This is a genomic window from Pandoraea sp. (assembly GCF_041919235.1).
In the GTDB taxonomy this organism is placed as follows: Bacteria; Pseudomonadota; Gammaproteobacteria; order Burkholderiales; family Burkholderiaceae; genus Pandoraea.
Genome location: NZ_JAYRUC010000001.1, coordinates 333,978 through 350,844, shown reverse-complemented (window position 1 = coordinate 350,844; position 16,867 = coordinate 333,978). Strand labels below are relative to the sequence as shown.

Below are 16,867 nucleotides of genomic sequence, written 5' to 3'. Positions count from 1 at the left end.
GAGACTACTCACGGGGTTACTCCTTGGCGCTTGCGCGCTGTTTTGATGAAGATTCGCACCTCTATCAAAACGGGTAACCCCGCCTCTTGGCAAGGCCTTACTGTCAGATCAAGTCTGAACTTCTACAGCTAATTCCAAGCGCAGCGAAGCGCGCCCATTGAGTGTCGAAGATGTCCAGTCAGTTGCAGCCTGACTGGACCGACCGCCGGGCCGTAGGGTGAACCATGATTTCGTTTTCCCCAATTCCGGCACGAACCTCAGTTCAAATCCGGGGCGATTCAGCCGCCAAATACTAGGCTTCCACGAGCGTGATCTCAATGCGCTCCTTCCCTCGCCCCGTATTTTTGCGTTTGAGTTTCACCGCGCCAATCTCGCGAGTCGATTTTGGATGCGTGCCTCCACATGCCATCATCGCAAAGCCCTCAACTTTCCAGTATCTTCGCTCTGTTTGGACGTTACTGAAATCGGTGAGGATAGGGAGGTTGCGCGTCGTCAAATTTGCTGCCTCTAATTCGATCTCGGGAAACAACGGCGCCAGGCTGACATCGCTCGCGAAATCGATGCGCGCCTTATCTTGTGCGATGTGGGCGCCGATGCGCTCGATGCCCGGGCACAGCCGATATACCAACTGCAAGACCATTTCTGCGGCAAAGTGCAGGCGCATCAGACGATAGCGCCGCTCCCAATCAATTCGCCATGTAGCGCTGTCCCCCACGCGTAGCGAATGGTCGTGCGGCAACGTATAAACGATTTCCAGACCGAGCTTTTCGGCCTTGATAACCGGATATCCGCCAAGTGAGCCGTAATCGCTTTCTTGGCCGCCAGAGAACGCAAAAAATATCGTCGACTCGACCTGCACTTGCGCACCGTCGACTCGACTGACAATGGTATCCAGCGTTGTTTTATATGGTTCGTCCCAGAATATTTTTCGCGTCACGAGTTGACCAGCCCTGTTCTTTCTTGACAAGGTTCATAGGGTAATCGAGCCGAACTTGAGTGGCTTGTACGATCTTGCGATCGGCGTCCGCGCCTCATTGCAACAACACCTGCCCGGTGTTCTCCCGACTGGAAATCTGCAAAATCACGAGGCGCCGCTTTTGCCGTCGAAGTGATTTGTAGTGGTCAACTCACGCCGGACATCCGAAAGATCATTTACACGACAAATTCCATTGAGTCGCTGCACATGCAGCTACGCAAGATCATCAAGGCGCGCGCCCACTTCCCGAGTCACGAAGCCGCGCTCAAGCTCATCTGGCCGGCGCTGCGTAACGTCATTGCCAAATGGACTGGTTCTCGACATGATCGGAAAAGCGCGATGACCCAGTTCGCTCTGCTTTACCCCGAGCGATTCAACATCGGGCTGTGAGTCTCAACCCACCTCACACACAGAAGTCCGAATACCTCCCCCCGCCGCGCCCGCACGCCAATCTACAACCGCTGCGGCAACGTCCGGAAATTCGTCGCGACCACGACAACGAACAGGGCGGGCAACACGACGACGCCCGGTTGCAATACCGACGGAAAGAACGTCGGCAACATCGATAGCAGCGGGAGCCACCAGGCAAGCGCGACGATAACTCGTTCTACGCCCGTCCAGGCGATCCAACGCGTCTGTCCCCCACAGAGATAGACGATCGGCAACAACAACCACGTCAGGTCATAGTAAAGAACATAAGGCTGGACCAGCAACGTGGCGATCACCGCCGCAGCAGACCGGACTTCAAAGCGAGCGCCGCGCGCCCATAGCGTCAGCGTCATCAGAACCACCGGTATCGCAACTGCCGCATGCACCACATAAGCGACCGGCAAACCGCCGCCAAGGCGACGGACCAGCGCGAACACCGACGGCATCGCCCTCAGAACGTCACTGGTGCCGCCGCTCACAACGACCGTGTTGAACCACGATGCGGCTTCAAAGAACCTGCCCCAGAGGGACACACCAAAAACCAAGGTGCTGATCGCGGCGAACACCGCGGCCGTTACGCCCATTGCCGCCAACGCACGGAAGTGCCGCCCGCAAAGGAATAGCAAGGGAAAGAGCACAGCAAGCTGTGGTTTGAGCACCAACATTCCAGCACAAACGCCGGCTGTCCACGGACGTCGCTCAAGCAACCCCAACGCGCCCGCCGCCAGCGCAGCAGTCACCAGCGCATTCTGACCGTGCGCCACAGCGACCCAGATGCCCGGAAACGCCACAACGGCGACCCATGGCAACGCGCCGCGCGCAACCGCTGGCGCGCACGCCCGCAGTAGGCAGGCGATGCCGATAGCGCAAAAGCAAGCGTACGAAATGCCGTAGGGAAGTAAGGCAAGCGGATAAACCAACAACTGGAATGTCGGTGGATAAACCCACGGCGCATAGTATCCGGCGAACAACCTGTCTTCCACCGCGCCCAGCGCGACCGGATCGAATGCAGCCACGGCAGTCTGGTGCAACGTGACGTACGACGCACTCCAGAAGACCCTGAAGTCCGCGCCCATCGGCGGCATGCCCGGCTCATGAAGCATCCAGCGCACTGCCCATGTCGTCAGCACAAAGAGCTGGCACCCCAAAATCACGGCCGCATACACCACCATTCGCTCGCGATTGAGCCAACGCGACTTCAATTCGCGCGCACCCCCGGCAACCTCGCTCTTCGCACTTTGCATAGGCATTTAGTTGGATATCGGGAGGAGGTCACTGACCGCCGCAGCCTCCCATTGCCCGGCCTCATGATAATCGGGCCGAGCGTTGCCGAGCCAATGGCACAGGTAAGCCTTAACGCAATGCCTCCGCCCCCCGGGAATCGCCATATCCCAATATCCTTCACACGCGCTCCCCCCATCCCGCTACGTGCCTCCTGAGGCCAATTTCTCTGGCCCACCCGCAATAACCACTTGCGGGATTCGCTCTGCAAATGGGAGAAGACAACTCTGCGCCGGTTTGGTAATATACGTTTCGTAGTCATTACGTATATAGAGGTTCGCAAATGGGTATCGTGAAGATATCGGAGCAGATGCACGAGGCACTGCGCAATACCAGCGGCGCGCTCAGCCGATCGATCAACGCGCAAGCCGAACATTGGCTGCGTGTCGGCATGCTTGCCGAGCTCAATCCCACGCTGAGCTACGGTGATATTTGCCGCAAGCTCATCGATTCCGAAGGTGCCCGGGCCGTTGAGGCCGAGGTCGTCGCTTCTCCAGCAACCGGTGCACCCGTCACCGTATTCAATAAGGTGGCGTAATGGTGCGCGAACGCGTTGTCATCCGATCCAAAGAAGAAATCGCCCTGTCGCGTCGCGCAGGCGAATTGGCCGCGCAGGTGCTCGCGATGATTGGCGAACACGTCAAGCCCGGCGTCACGACCGATGCGCTCGACCGCCTGTGTCACGACTTCATCGTCGACGAACTGAAAGCGATCCCCGCCAATATCGGTTATCACGGCTATCCGAAAACCGTGTGTGCGTCGGTGAATCACGTCGTCTGCCACGGCATTCCCGGTGAGAAGAAGCTGCACGACGGCGATATCGTGAACATCGACGTCGCGCTCATCAAGGACGGCTGGTATGGCGACACGAGCCGCATGTACTACGCCGGCAAGCCGAGCATTCTCGCCAAACGTTTGGTCGATACGACCTTCGAAGCGATGCTCGCGGGCATTCGCGCCGTGCGCCCGGGTGCAGCGCTCGGCGACGTCGGTTACGCGATCCAGTCCGTGGCGCACCGCGAAGGCTTCAGTATCGTGCGCGACTATTGCGGCCACGGCATCGGCACCACGTATCACGACGACCCGCAAGTGTTGCATTACGGACGTCCCGGCACGGGGCTTACGCTTCGCCCGGGAATGATCTTCACCATCGAGCCGATGGTCAACGTGGGCAAACCGGACACCAAGCAACTCGCGGACGGCTGGACAGTCGTTACACGCGACCGTTCCTTGTCCGCCCAATGGGAGCACATGGTCGCAGTGACGGACACAGGCTTCGAGGTCCTCACGCATTGGCCAGACGGCCTCGGAGAATACGCCCGCTTCGGCACGCTCGATGTCAACGCGACCACCGCAAACGCTGCCTGATCCAATGCGCTGGGGCGCGGAGTCCGCGCCTCAGACGTCGTCCGGTGCGTCGTCGAGCCCAAGCAGACGATCGGCGTAGCGACGGTACAGCCATCCGGAGACCGCCGTCGCAACCGCCACCCACGCGACTGACAAGACCGTCTGCAGTACCAGCGTGCCGAGCACCACCGTCGTGGCCGCCGGCAAGACTTGCAGCAACATCGCAAACAGGACCGTGACGACAACGCCAGCAACGATCAACGGCAAGATCGCCGCAATCGTTGTGCCGAACATCACCCAGAAGTGACCGCGCGAGTCCTGCCAAACCGCGCGCCAACGCTTGCTACGTCCGGCAGCAATCTGCGGGAAGACAAGCGAAACGCGTATCAGCACAAAGAACAACGCACACACCGACAGAGCGAGTAGTGTGGCTAGCGCTGCGTAGGAATTGCCATGCCCGGCCACTCGAAGCGCTAGCGCCGCTGCGAAGGCAACCATCAGCCACACTACGAAAAAGCCGACGAAAATCTGAATCGAAGTCCAGAGATAGCGCCAGAGATCGCGTCCATACCAATGACCTTGGCGCGCAGTCTCCGGGCCGAGAATCGTGTGGCGGAACACGTGGATGGCGAGCACCGAAAACGCCACGCAATTCACGATCAAGACACCGAACGACATGAGGGCGATGCGCAGCCGGTAGATCGCCGGCTCGCCGCTCTGCGACGCAGTCAGTGCGAGCTGCTTGAGCGAAACGCTAAGCGCCGACGTGATGAGTATGACGACGGCAATCGTCAGACATAACCATGGACGATGGCGTAACGCGTTGAAGCCGTCGCGCCATGCGCCCTTGAAACATTGCTTGAACGTGATCGGTTCCATGCTCTCCCTTGAGCGGATTTTGCTTCGTTCATCGAAGCTGTACTGCGTCGGAGCGTTACAACGACGCCATTCTTGCAGATCGGCTCAGGACTGACAATTACGCGCCGTAAGGACAGGGGCGCGGTGTCGACTCAAATTCGAGACGAGACGAGACGAGAGGGGGCGAGAGGGGGCGAGAGGGGGCGAGAGGGGGCGTGGCGGCCTGTGGCGCGGCGCGGGGTGGGGGGGGTGGGGTGTGGCGAGATGTGGCGGGGTGTAGCGGGGTGTAGCGTGGTGTGGCGGGACGGCAGCGGCGGAATAAACGCGAGCGACTCGGCAAGCGGCGAGAGACGCTGAGCGGAGCAGCGCGCCGACGATCTGCGGGGAGCGGCCAGGAGCGGCGGGACCCGGAGGTCTCGCGCCCGCGCGGCTCGATGCGCATCGCGGGCGGTTGGCACTTCAGGCGGCCATCACCTTGCGCAGTACCGCAGCGTGCGTGACTACGCCGACCAGCCGTGCGGCCTCGTCGAGCACGGGCAGGGTGCCGTGCCGTTGTGCCGTGAGCAACGGCACCAATTCGGAGAGCGGCATGCCGGCCGTGGCCGTCTTCAGTTCAGCTTGCATGACATCGCGAACCGCCGGGCGCTGACCCGTGCCGATCGAAACGCCGAAACGCGGCCAATGCTGACGGCGCGCGCGACGCGTGTGAAGGTCGTGGCGCGTTATCACACCGATCACGCGCGCGTCGCCATCGACGACCGGCAGCGCGTCCAGCCCGTGGCGCTGTAACAACCGCCATGCGGCCGGTGCTTCGTCATGTGCCTGAACCTTCGCCAGCGGCGGGGTCATGACGTCGGCACAGGTCAGCTCGCGCGCACGTCGCGCATACGCTTCGCGCTGCGTGTCACGCAGCAGGCTGGCCAGATCGTCGGGAGAGATGTCGAACAGTTCGCTACGGCGGGCGAGGGCCTTCTCTGCGTCGGCCGTGGTCACCGGTATGGCCGCGGCATTGACCGGGCGCGCAGGGGCCTTCGCGCGCATGGCATGCGGATAACGATGGCCGGTCAGCGCGTGATAACCGATGGCGGCACCGAGCAGCACGACCGACTGGGCGGCAATCGGCTCGAACACGAAGCCGTAGCCCAGCGCGTGAACGGCCGGGCCACCGAGTACGGCCGTCAGTGCAACGGCGCCCGACGGCGGGTGCACGCATCTCAGCGTAAACATCAAAGCAATAGAGACGCCAACCGCCGTGGCCGCCGCGACGATCGGCGAGGGGATGTAGGTCGCACACGTCACGCCGACGACGGCGGCAACGAGATTGCCGCCGAGAATCGACCAAGGTTGCGCGAGCGGACTCGCCGGCACGCCAAACAGCAGAACCGCCGACGCGCCCATGGGGGCGACCAGCCACGGTATGTAGGTCGCGGGGCCGAGCATCCAGAGCATCAGACCACCGGTCAACGCGATCCCGCAAAGCGCGCCAAAGCCGGCGCGAAGCCGCTCACGCCAATGCACGGCCACCACGGCAGGCAGAAAACCTGCCAGCCAGTCCCTTACGTCGCGTCGTGTCATTGCCATGTCGTCCCGCTCCACCGTGTGCACCCGTTTAGGGCGGCGTCTTGATATTTTGTGCATGGTATATCGTATATCGATGGATTGCGAGGGCATGAGCGCGTGATTTTAGTGGTGCGGCGCAGCGAAATCACCGGTATGACCCGACAGACATCGAAGCGGTGCACCAAACTCAGGAAAACGAGACACAAAAGGCGTGAACCTTGCTGGTGAGGGAAACCAGGCCTATAGAGGACGCGCTGGGGTCAGGAGCGGTAGGAAACGCACGGGTGCAGGGGCGGCAGGGGCAGCAGGGGCAAGCGAGGTAAGCGAGGTGAGAGAGGTGAGAGAGGTGAGAGAGGCAGGAGAGGCAGGAGAGGCAGGAGAGGCGGGAGAGGCAGGAGAGGCAGGAGAGGCAGGAGAGGCAGGAGAGGCAGGAGAGGCAGGAGAGGCAGGAGCGGCAGGAGAGGCAGGAGAGGCAGGAGAGGCGGGAGAGGCGGGAGAGGCGGGAGAGGCAGGAGAGGCAGGAGAGGCAGGAGAGGCAGGAGAGGCGGGAGAGGCAGGAGAGGCAGGAGAGGCAGGAGAGGCGGGAGCGGCGGGAGAGATGGGAGAAGTGGGAGAGGGAGTAGATGCGGTTGGGAACGCAGAGGTGGCAGGGGGAGTCGCGGGAGTAGTGGTGGCGGAGGCCGTGATGGCGCTGGGGAATCAAGCGAAGCGTGGAGCGCGGCGGGACCGGGAAGGCATGCGGCCGGGCATTGCGCCCTGCCGCATGGCTGGCAAGTCAGCGGAAATTCACGGATTTCACCGTCGATCGGCGTCCGTCAGCGCCCGCCGCCGAGCACGATTTGCGCAATCACGCCCGAACTGTTGACGACCAGCAGGAAGTCACCGCCGACACCCACCCAGTGATGACCGCGTGGCGGCGGGTTCAGATGGTATTGGCGATAGTCGTCGACCACGTACTGGCGGTCTCGATACTGCTGAGGCACGCGATCGCCGCGTCGCCAATCCGGGTGCCGCCAGGAATCGTCGCCCCGACCCGGACCGGCTTGGCCGCGTGGGGGTGGCCCTGCGTGATAGCCTTTCGGCCCTCCACGCTGAGGCGCATGACCTGGAGGGCCACCATGGGGTCGCGCCGGGCGTTGGCCCTGTGGACCTGGACCGCCCGGGCGTTGCCCGTAAGCACCACCCGGACCACCCTGTGGTGGGCCGCCTTGAGCGAAGACAAGGGCGGAGGATGCCGCCAGACCGGCGGCCAGGCAAAGCGATAGTGTCTTGCGCATCTTCATTGTTTGCACTCCTTATCGTACAGTCCACGGACCGAACGCGGGGGAAGCATTCGAGATGACTTGCCAGCGACGGCCCTTGCATTCGCGCGACTCGCACCGCGGGCGAGCATGAATGGAAGCGAAAGCCGTGCACTCATCCTACCACCCCGGTGCAAAAAAACGCCCGGGCATGCCGAATGTCGTTTGACTTGGGACATGCGCCGGGCAAGCAGGGACGCAGGGAAGAACGCTTTCGGATACGTATCGACAGGCAGCAAGGTGCATCGAAACCGGCGGCGCGCCAGGCACGTCGGGGGCAGATCGGCGCGCCACTCGTCTTGGGGGATACGAGTGCGGCCGCCGGTTCGATGCGTCCAATTCAGCGTGGCGGCCCGCCCCGCGTATCGGGCCGCCACGCTTGTCACAAATCCGATTCGGACGGCCGCCTGTTAAGTGGCGCCGGCGGCGCCGACTGTGCCGCTTGTGCCGCTCGTGCCGCTCGTGCCGCTTATGCCGCTTATGCCGGCCGCCGGCGTGGCGTGGGCCGGCGCGTTGGGGGCGATGGACGCGTTAGCCGTTTGGGGTGTCCCAGGGGCGTTCGCAACGGGCGCAGGGTCCCAGCCACCGCCGAGCGCGCGGATCAGGTTGACGGTCGACACGGCCTGTGCCCCGGCGAGCTGAACGGCACTGCGTTGCGTCTGCAACACCGTGCGCTCGGCATCGATCACGTCGAGATAGGCAATCGAGCCTTCCTGATATTGCATGCGCGAGAGCTGGGCGGCACGACTCGACGCTTTTACCGCGTCGTTCTGTGCCTGCGTTTGCTCTGCGAGCAGGCGCAGGTTCGACAGGTTGTCCTCGACCTCCCGGAATGCCACGAGCACTTGCTGGCGATAGTTCGCGACATCCTCTTCGTACAGCGCTCGGGCACGCGACAGATTGCCGCTGCGCGCGCCGCCATCGAAGATCGGCATCGAGAGCAGCCCGCCCACGACCGGGCCGAGCAGGAAGGTGCGGCTCGACCAGTTGAACAGGTCGCCCAGCGTGGCCGCTTCGAAGCCGCCCGAGCCGGTGAGCGAGAGCGACGGGAAGAATGCCGCCTTTGCGACCCCGATGCGCGCGTTCGCCGCAGCCATCGCACGCTCGGCCGCCGCGATATCCGGGCGCCGCTCGAGCAGGGCGGACGGCAGACCCGCCGGGATTCGCACCGTGACCGGCACGAGCGGCGCGGGTGAGAATGTGAACTCCGCAGGCGCCTTGCCGAGCAGAATCGCGAGACTATGCTCGGACGCCGCGCGCAGGCGTGCCACCGCCAGCGCATCGGATTGCGCCGTTGCGAGTTCGGCCTTGGCGCGCGCCACGTCCAGCTCGCCGATATCGCCTTCGGCAAAGCGTCGCTGTACCAGCTTGAGCGCTTCTTCGCGCAACTTCACCGTTTGCGCATACAGCGCCTGTTCGCCATCGAGTTCGCGCAGGTTGAAATAGTTCTGCGCGACATCGGCTTGCAGCGCGAGTTGCACCGAGCGGTAAAGCGCTTCGCTCTGCTCGGCGTCCGCACGGGCGGCCGCAACGCTATCCGAGACTCGTCCGAACAGATCGACTTCATAGCCGACGCTCGCTTGCGCACGCCACAGCGTATACGGCGCGATGTTCGTGCCATCCGGCTGCATTTGCGAGGCGGGCGAGATCTTCTGGCGCGACGGCCCGAACCCTGCATCGAGCGTCGGGAACAACGCCGCGCGGGCCTGACGTTGAACGCCACGCGCTTCCAGCACGCGCGCGGCCGCGGCCTTCAGATTCTGATTGGCGCTTAGCGCGTCTTGCTCGAACTTGTCGAGCGTGGCGTCGCCGAACACCTTCCACCATTGACCGCGTGCGACCGCCTCGGCGGGCTCGGCGGGCTTCCACGTCCCGGCTTCGCCGGCAGGCAGCGCGGCTTCCTTGAACGCCGTGGGCGTGCCGCCCTGCGTCGAGAGGCTCACCTTCGGCACTTCGTAAGTGGGGGCCATCGAGCAGCCCGCCGTCACCAGCAGAGCGCCGAGCAAGCTCGAGACGCCCAGACTGCGTTTGATCCATTGCAATTGCATGATTGGCATCCTTCAGACTTCGGCTTCGGCCTTGACGTTGGCGGGCATGGTCGACGCGTGGGCGCTATGTAGCGGCTTCTTCCCGGCGAGCGTGCGCAGCAGCACATAGAACACCGGCGTCATCATCAGACCGAAACCGGTCACGCCGATCATGCCGAAGAACACGGCCACCCCCATCGCGTGGCGCATTTCCGAACCGGCGCCGGTCGACGTCACCAGCGGCACCACGCCCATGATGAACGCGATCGACGTCATCAGAATCGGACGCAGGCGCAGGCGGCTCGCCTCGATCGCGGCGGCCACGGTACTGCGGCCCTGCATTTCAAGCTCTCGTGCGAACTCCACGATCAGGATCGCGTTTTTCGCGGACAGCCCCACCAGCACCATCAGACCGATCTGCGTGAAGATGTTGTTATCCCCACCCGTCAGCCATACGCCGAACAGCGCGGACAGAATGCTCATCGGCACGATCATGATGACGGCGAGCGGCAGCGTCAGGCTTTCGTACTGCGCAGCAAGGACCAGGAACACCAGCAGCACCGAGATCGGGAAGACCCACAGCGCCGAGTTGCCCGCGAGAATCTGCTGATAAGTCAGGTCCGTCCATTCGAACTTCACGCCGCGCGGCAGCGTCTCGGCGGCAATGCGCTCCACGGCGGCCTGCGCCTGACCCGACGAGTAACCGGGAGCCGGTCCACCGTTGACGTCGGCCGCGGTGTAGCCGTTGTAGCGCACCACCATTTCCGGGCCATACGTCGGCGACACCTTCACCAGCGACGAGAGCGGCACCATCTCGCCATTGCTGTTGCGGGTCTTGAGCAGACCGATGTCTTCCGCATGCGCGCGGAACGGCGCATCGGCCTGTACACGCACCTGGTACACGCGGCCGAATTTGTTGAAGTCGTTCACGTAGAGCGAGCCGAGGTAGATCTGCATGGTGTCGAACACGTCGGTGATCGGCACGCCAAGCTGCTTCGCCTTCACGCGGTCGAGATCCACGTTCAGTTGCGGCACGTTGATCTGGTACGACGAGAATGTCGGGCCCAGTTCCTTCGTCTGCGACGCCTTCTTGATGAACGCTTGCGTGGCGTCGTTCAGGGCTGCATAGCCAAGCGCACCGCGATCTTCAATTTGCAACTTGAAGCCGCCGAGCGTGCCCAGACCCAGCACCGGCGGCGGCGGGAACACCGCGATGAACGAATCCTTCATCTTCGAGTACGCACCGTTGAGCTGCCCAGCGATGGCCGCCGCCGAGAGCGTCTTGGCGTGACGCTCGGCGAACGGCTTGAGCGTGACGAACACGATGCCCGCCGACGACGAGTTGGTGAACCCATTGACCGACAGACCCGGAAAGGCCACAGCGCTCTGCACGCCCGGCGTCTTCAGGGCGATATCCGTCATGTCGCGAATCACTTTCTCGGTGCGGTCGAGCGACGCGCCGTTAGGCAACTGCGCGAACGCAACCAGATACTCCTTGTCCTGCGCCGGCACGAAACCGCCCGGCACCACCTTGCTCAGCAAAATCGTGGCGCCAAGCAGCACCGCGAAGATCGCCATCATGAGCGCCTTGCGGCCGACTACACGGGTCACGCCGTGACCGTACTTTTCCGATCCGCGCTGGAACACACGGTTGAACGCGGCAAAGAAGCCGCCCAGATAACGGTTCATCTGACGCGAGAGCCAATCCGGCTTGGCGTGATGGTCCTTGAGCAGCAGGGCGGCCATGGCCGGCGACAGCGTGAGCGAGTTGAACGCCGAGATCACCGTCGAGATGGCGATGGTCATGGCGAACTGCTTGTAGAACTGCCCCGTCAGACCGGACATGAAGGCGAGCGGTACGAACACCGCGACCAACGTGAGCGCAATCGCAATGATCGGACCGCTCACTTCCCGCATGGCCTGATAGGTCGCCTCCTTGGGCGAGAGGCCGGCCGCGATGTTCCGTTCCACGTTCTCGACCACCACGATGGCATCGTCGACCACGATACCGATGGCCAGCACCATCCCGAACAGCGACAACGCGTTGATCGAATAGCCAAAGCCGAGCAGCAGGGCAAAAGTGCCCACAATCGACACCGGCACGGCGAGCAGCGGAATGATCGACGCACGCCATGTCTGCAGGAACACGATCACCACCAGAACCACAAGGGCGATGGCTTCGAGCAGCGTGTGCACCACCGCCTTGATCGACGAACGCACGAACTGCGTCGGATCGTAGACGATGCGGTACTCGACGCCCGGGGGCATGTCCTTTTGCAGGTCGGCCATCGCTTCGCGGACCTGGTCCGAGATCTGCAACGAGTTCGCGCCGGGCGACTGATTGATCGCAAGCGCCACCGCCGGCTGATTGTCGAGCAACGAGCGCAGACTGTATTGCGAAGCGTCGAGCTGAACGCGGGCCACATCGCCCAGATGCGTGATGGCACCGTCCGGCGACGATTTCAGGATGATGTCGCGGAATTCCGCTTCCGTGTTCAGGCGGCCACGCGCATTGACGTTGAGCTGCAACGGCGTGTTCGGGCCGGCCGGCGCCGCGCCGATGACCCCGGCGGCGACCTGCACGTTCTGCTCGCGAATGGCCTTCACGACATCCGAGGCGGTCAGGCCACGTTGCGCAACCTTGGCCGGATCGAGCCAGACACGCATCGAGTAGTCACCCGCCCCCCACAACTGCACTTCACCCACGCCCTGGATGCGCGAGAGGCGATCCTTCACGTTGATGAGCGCATAGTTGCGCAGGTAGGTCATGTCGTAGCGATGGTTCGGCGAGAGCAGGTGCACCACCATCGTGAGCGTTGGCGAGGACTTGATCGTCGTCACGCCAAGACGCTGCACGTCTTCCGGCAGGCGCGGCAGGGCTTGCGAGACGCGGTTCTGCACAAGCTGTTGCGCCTTGTCCGGGTCGGTGCCCAGCCGGAACGTCACGGTCGTGGTGAGGTTGCCGTCGCTGTTCGCCTGCGACTGCATGTACAGCATGTTCTCCACGCCATTGATCTGCTCTTCGAGCGGTGCGGCGACCGTCTCGGCGATCACCTTCGGATTGGCGCCAGGGTATTGGGCGTGCACGACGACCGACGGCGGGACCACTTCCGGGTACTCCGATATCGGCAACTGGAACACGGCGATCAGGCCGGCCAGCAGCGTGATGACCGAAAGTACCCCCGCGAAGATGGGCCGGTCGATAAAGAATTTTGATATGTTCATGACGAGACTCTTGGGGGTCGTTCAGCGCGCAGTGCGTGATTGCTCAGAGGTGCCTGGACGCATTTCACGAACGCGTCGCCTTTGCGGCCGCCGCGACCGACTGGGTCGTGGCGGGCGTGACGCTTGCGCTGTCCTTGCTTGCGGCGCGGGTGGCTGTCGCGGGTTTGGCTGGCGTGGCGAGTGCATCGTTCGCGGCCATGGCGGGCGTGGTGATGTCTGGGTTGTCGCCCGTATCACCGGCCATCTTCACGGCCTTGGGCGTGACCGGATCGCCCGGACGTACGCGCTGCAAACCGTTGACCACGATGCGCTCGCCATCCTTCAGACCGCCGGCGATCTCGACGAGGCCGCCGTGGCGCTCACCCAACTGCACTTCGCGGTACTGCACCTTGTTCTGTGCGTCGACCACGAGCACGAACTTCTTGCTCTGATCGGTACCGATGGCCGCTTCGTCGACGAGCAGCGCTGGGTGCGGCTCGCCGCCGCCCACGCGAATGCGGGCGTACAGGCCCGGCACCAGCGCGCCGTCGGCGTTGTCGAAGCGCGCGCGCACGCGAATCGTGCCCGAGGTGGTGTCGAAGCGGTTGTCGACCGAGTACACCGTACCCTTGCGCGAGTAACCGGACTCGTTGGCGAGACCCAGATCGACAGGCACGCCGCTCGGGTTGCCGGTATCGCGTGAGAGATAGCGCAGATACGTCTGCTCGTCGACATCGAACGCCGCATAGATCGGTGAGACCGACACCACGGTCGTCAATGCCGGGGACTGGGCGCCGGCCGACACCGTGTTGCCCACCGTAATTTCCGCGCGCGAGACGCGACCCGCAATCGGCGACACGATCTGCGTATAGCCAAGGTTGATGCGAGCGGTTTCCAGCGCGGCGCGGGCGGCCTTTACGTTGGCGGCCGCTTCGCGGGCGGCGTTTTCCTTCTGATCGAAATCTTTCTTGGCGATGGCGTTATCCGCGATCAGGCGCTGTGCGCGTGCGAGGTCGGTACTGGTGAAGACGTCGCGCGCCTGCGCCGATGCGAGTTGCGCGGCAGCGCGGTCGACCTCGGCCGCATACGGACGCGGATCGATCGTGAACAGGGCGTCGCCCTTCTTCACGAGTTGGCCGTCCCTGAAATGCACGGCGGTGATGGTGCCCGACACGAGCGGCTTGATGTCGACGCGATCCACGGCGTCAAGCCGGCCGGAATAGCTCTGCCAGTCGGTGACGGTACGTGAGATGACGTTGGCCACATCCACTTCCACCGTCGGCATGACTTGTGCGGCGGGCGGCGTGCTGGCGTCGACACGCACGACGGTGAGTGTGCCGAGCGCCACGAGCGCCACCGTGACGGCGGCGCCAATGAGGAGGGGTTTGCGAGCGAGAGCGGTCATTATTCAAATCTCCGGGATCGGATGGACTCAATGGGCAGAGCGGGTGGCAGGGGGCGCCAGCCGGCGTGTCAGGAATGCAGCCACTTCGCGCAGTGCGGCGGGCAGGGCGGCCAAGCCGTGATGCGAAGCGCTGCGATGGCGCGTGACCTGCGTCGGCACGCCGGCCGCGATGAGTTCGGCAGCGTACTTTTCGGCCTCGACGTGCAGCAGGTCGTGCTCGGCGGAAGCGATCAGCGTGGGCGGCAGGCCCGCAAGACGGCGCGACTCGAGCGGTGCGGCATAGGGATGCAGGCGCTGCGTCGCATGCGGCAAGTAGGCGCGATAGCAGCGGGCGCACTCGTTGGCTTCGATATCGCTGGGCGTGCGCCCATCGGCGAGCCGCGTCATGCTGGGGTCGAGCAGCGGCGCGAGCAGCGCTTGCGCCGAGATGACGACTTCACCGCGATCGCGCGCAATCATCGTGAGGGCTGCGGCAATGTTGCCACCGGCGTCGTGGCCGGCCACGGCCATGCGGCGCGGGCTGGCGCCATAGCGGCGGGCGTGGCGTTGCACCCAGAGCGCAGCACGCCAGGCGTCTTCCGGCGCGGCGGGAAATGGGTGGTCCGGGGCGAGCGAGTAGCCCACCGAGACGACCAGCGCCGGGATGTGCGACGCAAGATAGCGGGCAGCGGCATCGCCATCGTCGAGCGAGCCCTTGCAGAACCCCCCGCCGTGGAAGTACAGCACCGCAGGCAGGTGCGCTTCGAGCGGCACCACGACACCGGGCTCTCCGGCGTGCGCGTGGGCTACGCCCGAAGTGACGGGACCGGCCGGCCGGTACAGGCGCAAGGTGACAGGACCGGTATGACCGGTGATGATCACCTCTTCGATGCGCAGTCCGTCGTCGGTGCGGTACGTTTGGACCGGTCGTCCCACGGGCGGCTTGGCGTTGGCAGACATATGGCTTCGGGCTCGCGCGAGCGATACCCCTCTGATGACATTCGATGGAGCGAAGTCTAGAGGCCACGGACATCGGGATAAACGCCTATAATTTGGCAACACTGTTCGGCTGACTCGACTAATCGACGTCGGCCTTATCGGCATTGGCTTATATGGCCGACCAATTTGACGGTGCGTGTGCGATTGGGGCGATCAATGCCGGATCGGTCAGTGCAACAGCGGTTTCGAATGGGGAAACATCATGGATCGCTTACAAGCGATGCAGGTCTTTACACGCGTTGTCGAGGCGAACAGTTTTTCGCGCGCGGCCGACAATCTCGGTTTGCCGCGCACCTCGGTGACGACGATTATTCAGAACCTTGAATCGCATCTGGGCACGCGGCTGTTGCAGCGTACGACCCGGCGGCTCAATCTGACGCCCGATGGCGCGGCGTACTACGAGCGATGCCTGCGAATCCTCGCGGATATCGAGGAAACGGAAGCGTCGTTCCGGGAGAGCAGTCAGCGTGTGCGCGGCAAGCTGCGCATCGACATGCCGGGCTCGCTCGGCAAGCTGGTGGTGCTGCCGTCGCTGTGCGAATTCCATGACCGCTATCCGGAAGTCGAACTGATGGTCGGCATGGGGGATAAGCCGGTCGATCTGATACAGGAGGGTGTCGATTGCGTGTTGCGCGTTGGCACGCTTCAGGATTCGAGTCTTGTGGCGCGGCGCGTGGGCCTGTTTCAAAGCCTGACGTGCGCGTCGCCGGCCTATCTGGAGCGCATGGGCATGCCGCATTCGCTGGACGACCTGCAACGGCACACGGCGGTGCACTACTTTTCGAGCCGAACGGGGCGCGTGATCGAAGAACAGTTCCTCGTGGACGGCAAGGAAGTCGAGATCCACATGCCCGGTGCGGTGGCTGTCAACGACGCCGAGGCTTATCTGCAACTGGGGCTTGCGGGTTTCGGGACGGTGCAGCTCGCACGCTTCATGGCGCTGCCGTATCTGCAATCGGGCCAACTCGTGGAGATCCTGCACCAATGGAAGCCGCCCCCCATGCCAATCTCGGCGGTGTACCCGCATAACCGTCACCTGTCCCCCAAGGTTCGGGTCTTCGTCGACTTCATTGCCGAACTCTTTGAGCGTTGCCCGTTGCTGCAAGGGCTCGACGAGACGGCCGGTCAATGCAAGCCCACGGTGGCCGATGCCGACGCAGACAGTCGCTGGGCCTCGTATGGCACGGAGATGTCGCCGCAAGAAGTCGTGGTTTGACAGCGGTGCCGGCGGCGCGACGTTGGGCAGCGCGGCGGCCTCTGCGCCGACTTGCCCTTCTGTCGCGAAAGTCGTGGCAACGTATAGCACGCCACGCTTGGGACAATTCTTAATAAAAAATACTCAATCGTTGGGCATCAGAAGTGGTTTGTTGCCGCGCTTGCGGCCCGGCGTCGTGCCTTTCGACGCCATACGGTGCCAGCCCCGTTGGGGGAGAGCGCCGGAATTCCCGTCTTTTCGTGCGTTTTTTCCTTGACTTGAATCGACCGATGTCGCGACGCATTC

General features: G+C 63.4%; 12 protein-coding genes and 1 pseudogene. 4 read left to right on the top strand and 9 right to left on the bottom strand.

Annotation, left to right across the window (positions count from 1 at the left end; all coding sequences use genetic code 11):
• Nucleotides 1–292: 292 nt before the first annotated feature.
• Nucleotides 293–937 carry an alanyl-tRNA editing protein gene (locus tag ACE3UG_RS01500; RefSeq protein ID WP_374618620.1) on the bottom strand — a complete coding sequence of 215 codons (645 nt, stop codon included), beginning with the start codon at nucleotides 935–937 and terminating at the stop codon, nucleotides 293–295.
• Nucleotides 938–1,132: 195 nt separating this feature from the next.
• Here ACE3UG_RS01500 and ACE3UG_RS01495 point away from each other — a divergent pair.
• Nucleotides 1,133–1,366 (top strand): annotated as a pseudogene (locus ACE3UG_RS01495) (transposase); the annotation flags it as partial.
• Between the two features lie 62 nt (nucleotides 1,367–1,428).
• On the opposite strand, the gene ACE3UG_RS01490 reads toward ACE3UG_RS01495, so the two are convergent.
• Complete coding sequence (locus ACE3UG_RS01490; protein ID WP_374618618.1) at nucleotides 1,429–2,655, bottom strand: glycosyltransferase family 87 protein; 1,227 nt, start codon at nucleotides 2,653–2,655, stop codon at nucleotides 1,429–1,431.
• Between the two features lie 314 nt (nucleotides 2,656–2,969).
• Between ACE3UG_RS01490 and ACE3UG_RS01485 the strand changes: the two genes are divergently transcribed.
• Nucleotides 2,970–3,224 carry a ParD-like family protein gene (locus tag ACE3UG_RS01485; RefSeq protein WP_374618615.1) on the top strand — a complete coding sequence of 85 codons (255 nt, stop codon included), beginning with the start codon at nucleotides 2,970–2,972 and terminating at the stop codon, nucleotides 3,222–3,224.
• On the top strand, nucleotides 3,224–4,054 hold the full coding sequence (gene map / locus ACE3UG_RS01480; protein WP_374618612.1) for a type I methionyl aminopeptidase: 831 nt from the start codon (nucleotides 3,224–3,226) through the stop codon (nucleotides 4,052–4,054). The genes ACE3UG_RS01485 and map overlap by 1 nt, the downstream gene beginning before the upstream one ends.
• Before the next feature lie 30 nt (nucleotides 4,055–4,084).
• Here map and ACE3UG_RS01475 read toward each other — a convergent pair whose 3' ends face one another.
• From ACE3UG_RS01475 to ACE3UG_RS01445, 7 genes are all read right to left on the bottom strand, one after another.
• Nucleotides 4,085–4,912 (bottom strand): hypothetical protein, encoded by an 828-nt coding sequence (locus ACE3UG_RS01475; RefSeq protein ID WP_374618609.1) that lies wholly within the window; start codon nucleotides 4,910–4,912, stop codon nucleotides 4,085–4,087.
• 438 nt (nucleotides 4,913–5,350) lie between these two features.
• A complete protein-coding gene (locus ACE3UG_RS01470; protein WP_374618607.1) occupies nucleotides 5,351–6,472 on the bottom strand; it encodes an HPP family protein in 1,122 nt (373 codons plus the stop codon).
• Between the two features lie 794 nt (nucleotides 6,473–7,266).
• On the bottom strand, nucleotides 7,267–7,734 hold the full coding sequence (locus ACE3UG_RS01465; RefSeq protein WP_374618604.1) for an RcnB family protein: 468 nt from the start codon (nucleotides 7,732–7,734) through the stop codon (nucleotides 7,267–7,269).
• 428 nt (nucleotides 7,735–8,162) lie between these two features.
• Nucleotides 8,163–9,800, bottom strand: coding sequence for an efflux transporter outer membrane subunit (locus tag ACE3UG_RS01460; protein WP_374618601.1), 1,638 nt, complete (start codon nucleotides 9,798–9,800; stop codon nucleotides 8,163–8,165).
• 12 nt (nucleotides 9,801–9,812) lie between these two features.
• Nucleotides 9,813–13,004, bottom strand: a complete 3,192-nt coding sequence (locus ACE3UG_RS01455) for an efflux RND transporter permease subunit (protein WP_374618598.1) — start codon at nucleotides 13,002–13,004, stop codon at nucleotides 9,813–9,815.
• Between the two features lie 64 nt (nucleotides 13,005–13,068).
• On the bottom strand, nucleotides 13,069–14,388 hold the full coding sequence (locus ACE3UG_RS01450; RefSeq protein WP_374618595.1) for an efflux RND transporter periplasmic adaptor subunit: 1,320 nt from the start codon (nucleotides 14,386–14,388) through the stop codon (nucleotides 13,069–13,071).
• Nucleotides 14,389–14,415: 27 nt separating this feature from the next.
• On the bottom strand, nucleotides 14,416–15,327 hold the full coding sequence (locus ACE3UG_RS01445) for an alpha/beta hydrolase (protein WP_374618593.1): 912 nt from the start codon (nucleotides 15,325–15,327) through the stop codon (nucleotides 14,416–14,418).
• Between the two features lie 241 nt (nucleotides 15,328–15,568).
• On the opposite strand from ACE3UG_RS01445, the gene ACE3UG_RS01440 reads away from it, so the two are divergent.
• A complete protein-coding gene (locus tag ACE3UG_RS01440; RefSeq protein WP_374618590.1) occupies nucleotides 15,569–16,582 on the top strand; it encodes a LysR family transcriptional regulator in 1,014 nt (337 codons plus the stop codon).
• Nucleotides 16,583–16,867 lie beyond the last annotated feature (285 nt).

Coding starts and splice junctions, on each gene's coding strand:
- ACE3UG_RS01485 (WP_374618615.1), top strand. CDS start 2,970: ATGGGTATCGTGAAGATATCGGAGCAGATGCACGAGGCACTGCGCAAT.
- ACE3UG_RS01465 (WP_374618604.1), bottom strand. CDS start 7,734: ATGAAGATGCGCAAGACACTATCGCTTTGCCTGGCCGCCGGTCTGGCG.
- ACE3UG_RS01475 (WP_374618609.1), bottom strand. CDS start 4,912: ATGGAACCGATCACGTTCAAGCAATGTTTCAAGGGCGCATGGCGCGAC.
- ACE3UG_RS01460 (WP_374618601.1), bottom strand. CDS start 9,800: ATGCAATTGCAATGGATCAAACGCAGTCTGGGCGTCTCGAGCTTGCTC.
- ACE3UG_RS01455 (WP_374618598.1), bottom strand. CDS start 13,004: ATGAACATATCAAAATTCTTTATCGACCGGCCCATCTTCGCGGGGGTA.
- ACE3UG_RS01450 (WP_374618595.1), bottom strand. CDS start 14,388: ATGACCGCTCTCGCTCGCAAACCCCTCCTCATTGGCGCCGCCGTCACG.
- ACE3UG_RS01470 (WP_374618607.1), bottom strand. CDS start 6,472: ATGGCAATGACACGACGCGACGTAAGGGACTGGCTGGCAGGTTTTCTG.
- ACE3UG_RS01445 (WP_374618593.1), bottom strand. CDS start 15,327: ATGTCTGCCAACGCCAAGCCGCCCGTGGGACGACCGGTCCAAACGTAC.
- ACE3UG_RS01490 (WP_374618618.1), bottom strand. CDS start 2,655: ATGCCTATGCAAAGTGCGAAGAGCGAGGTTGCCGGGGGTGCGCGCGAA.
- ACE3UG_RS01440 (WP_374618590.1), top strand. CDS start 15,569: ATGGATCGCTTACAAGCGATGCAGGTCTTTACACGCGTTGTCGAGGCG.
- map (WP_374618612.1), top strand. CDS start 3,224: ATGGTGCGCGAACGCGTTGTCATCCGATCCAAAGAAGAAATCGCCCTG.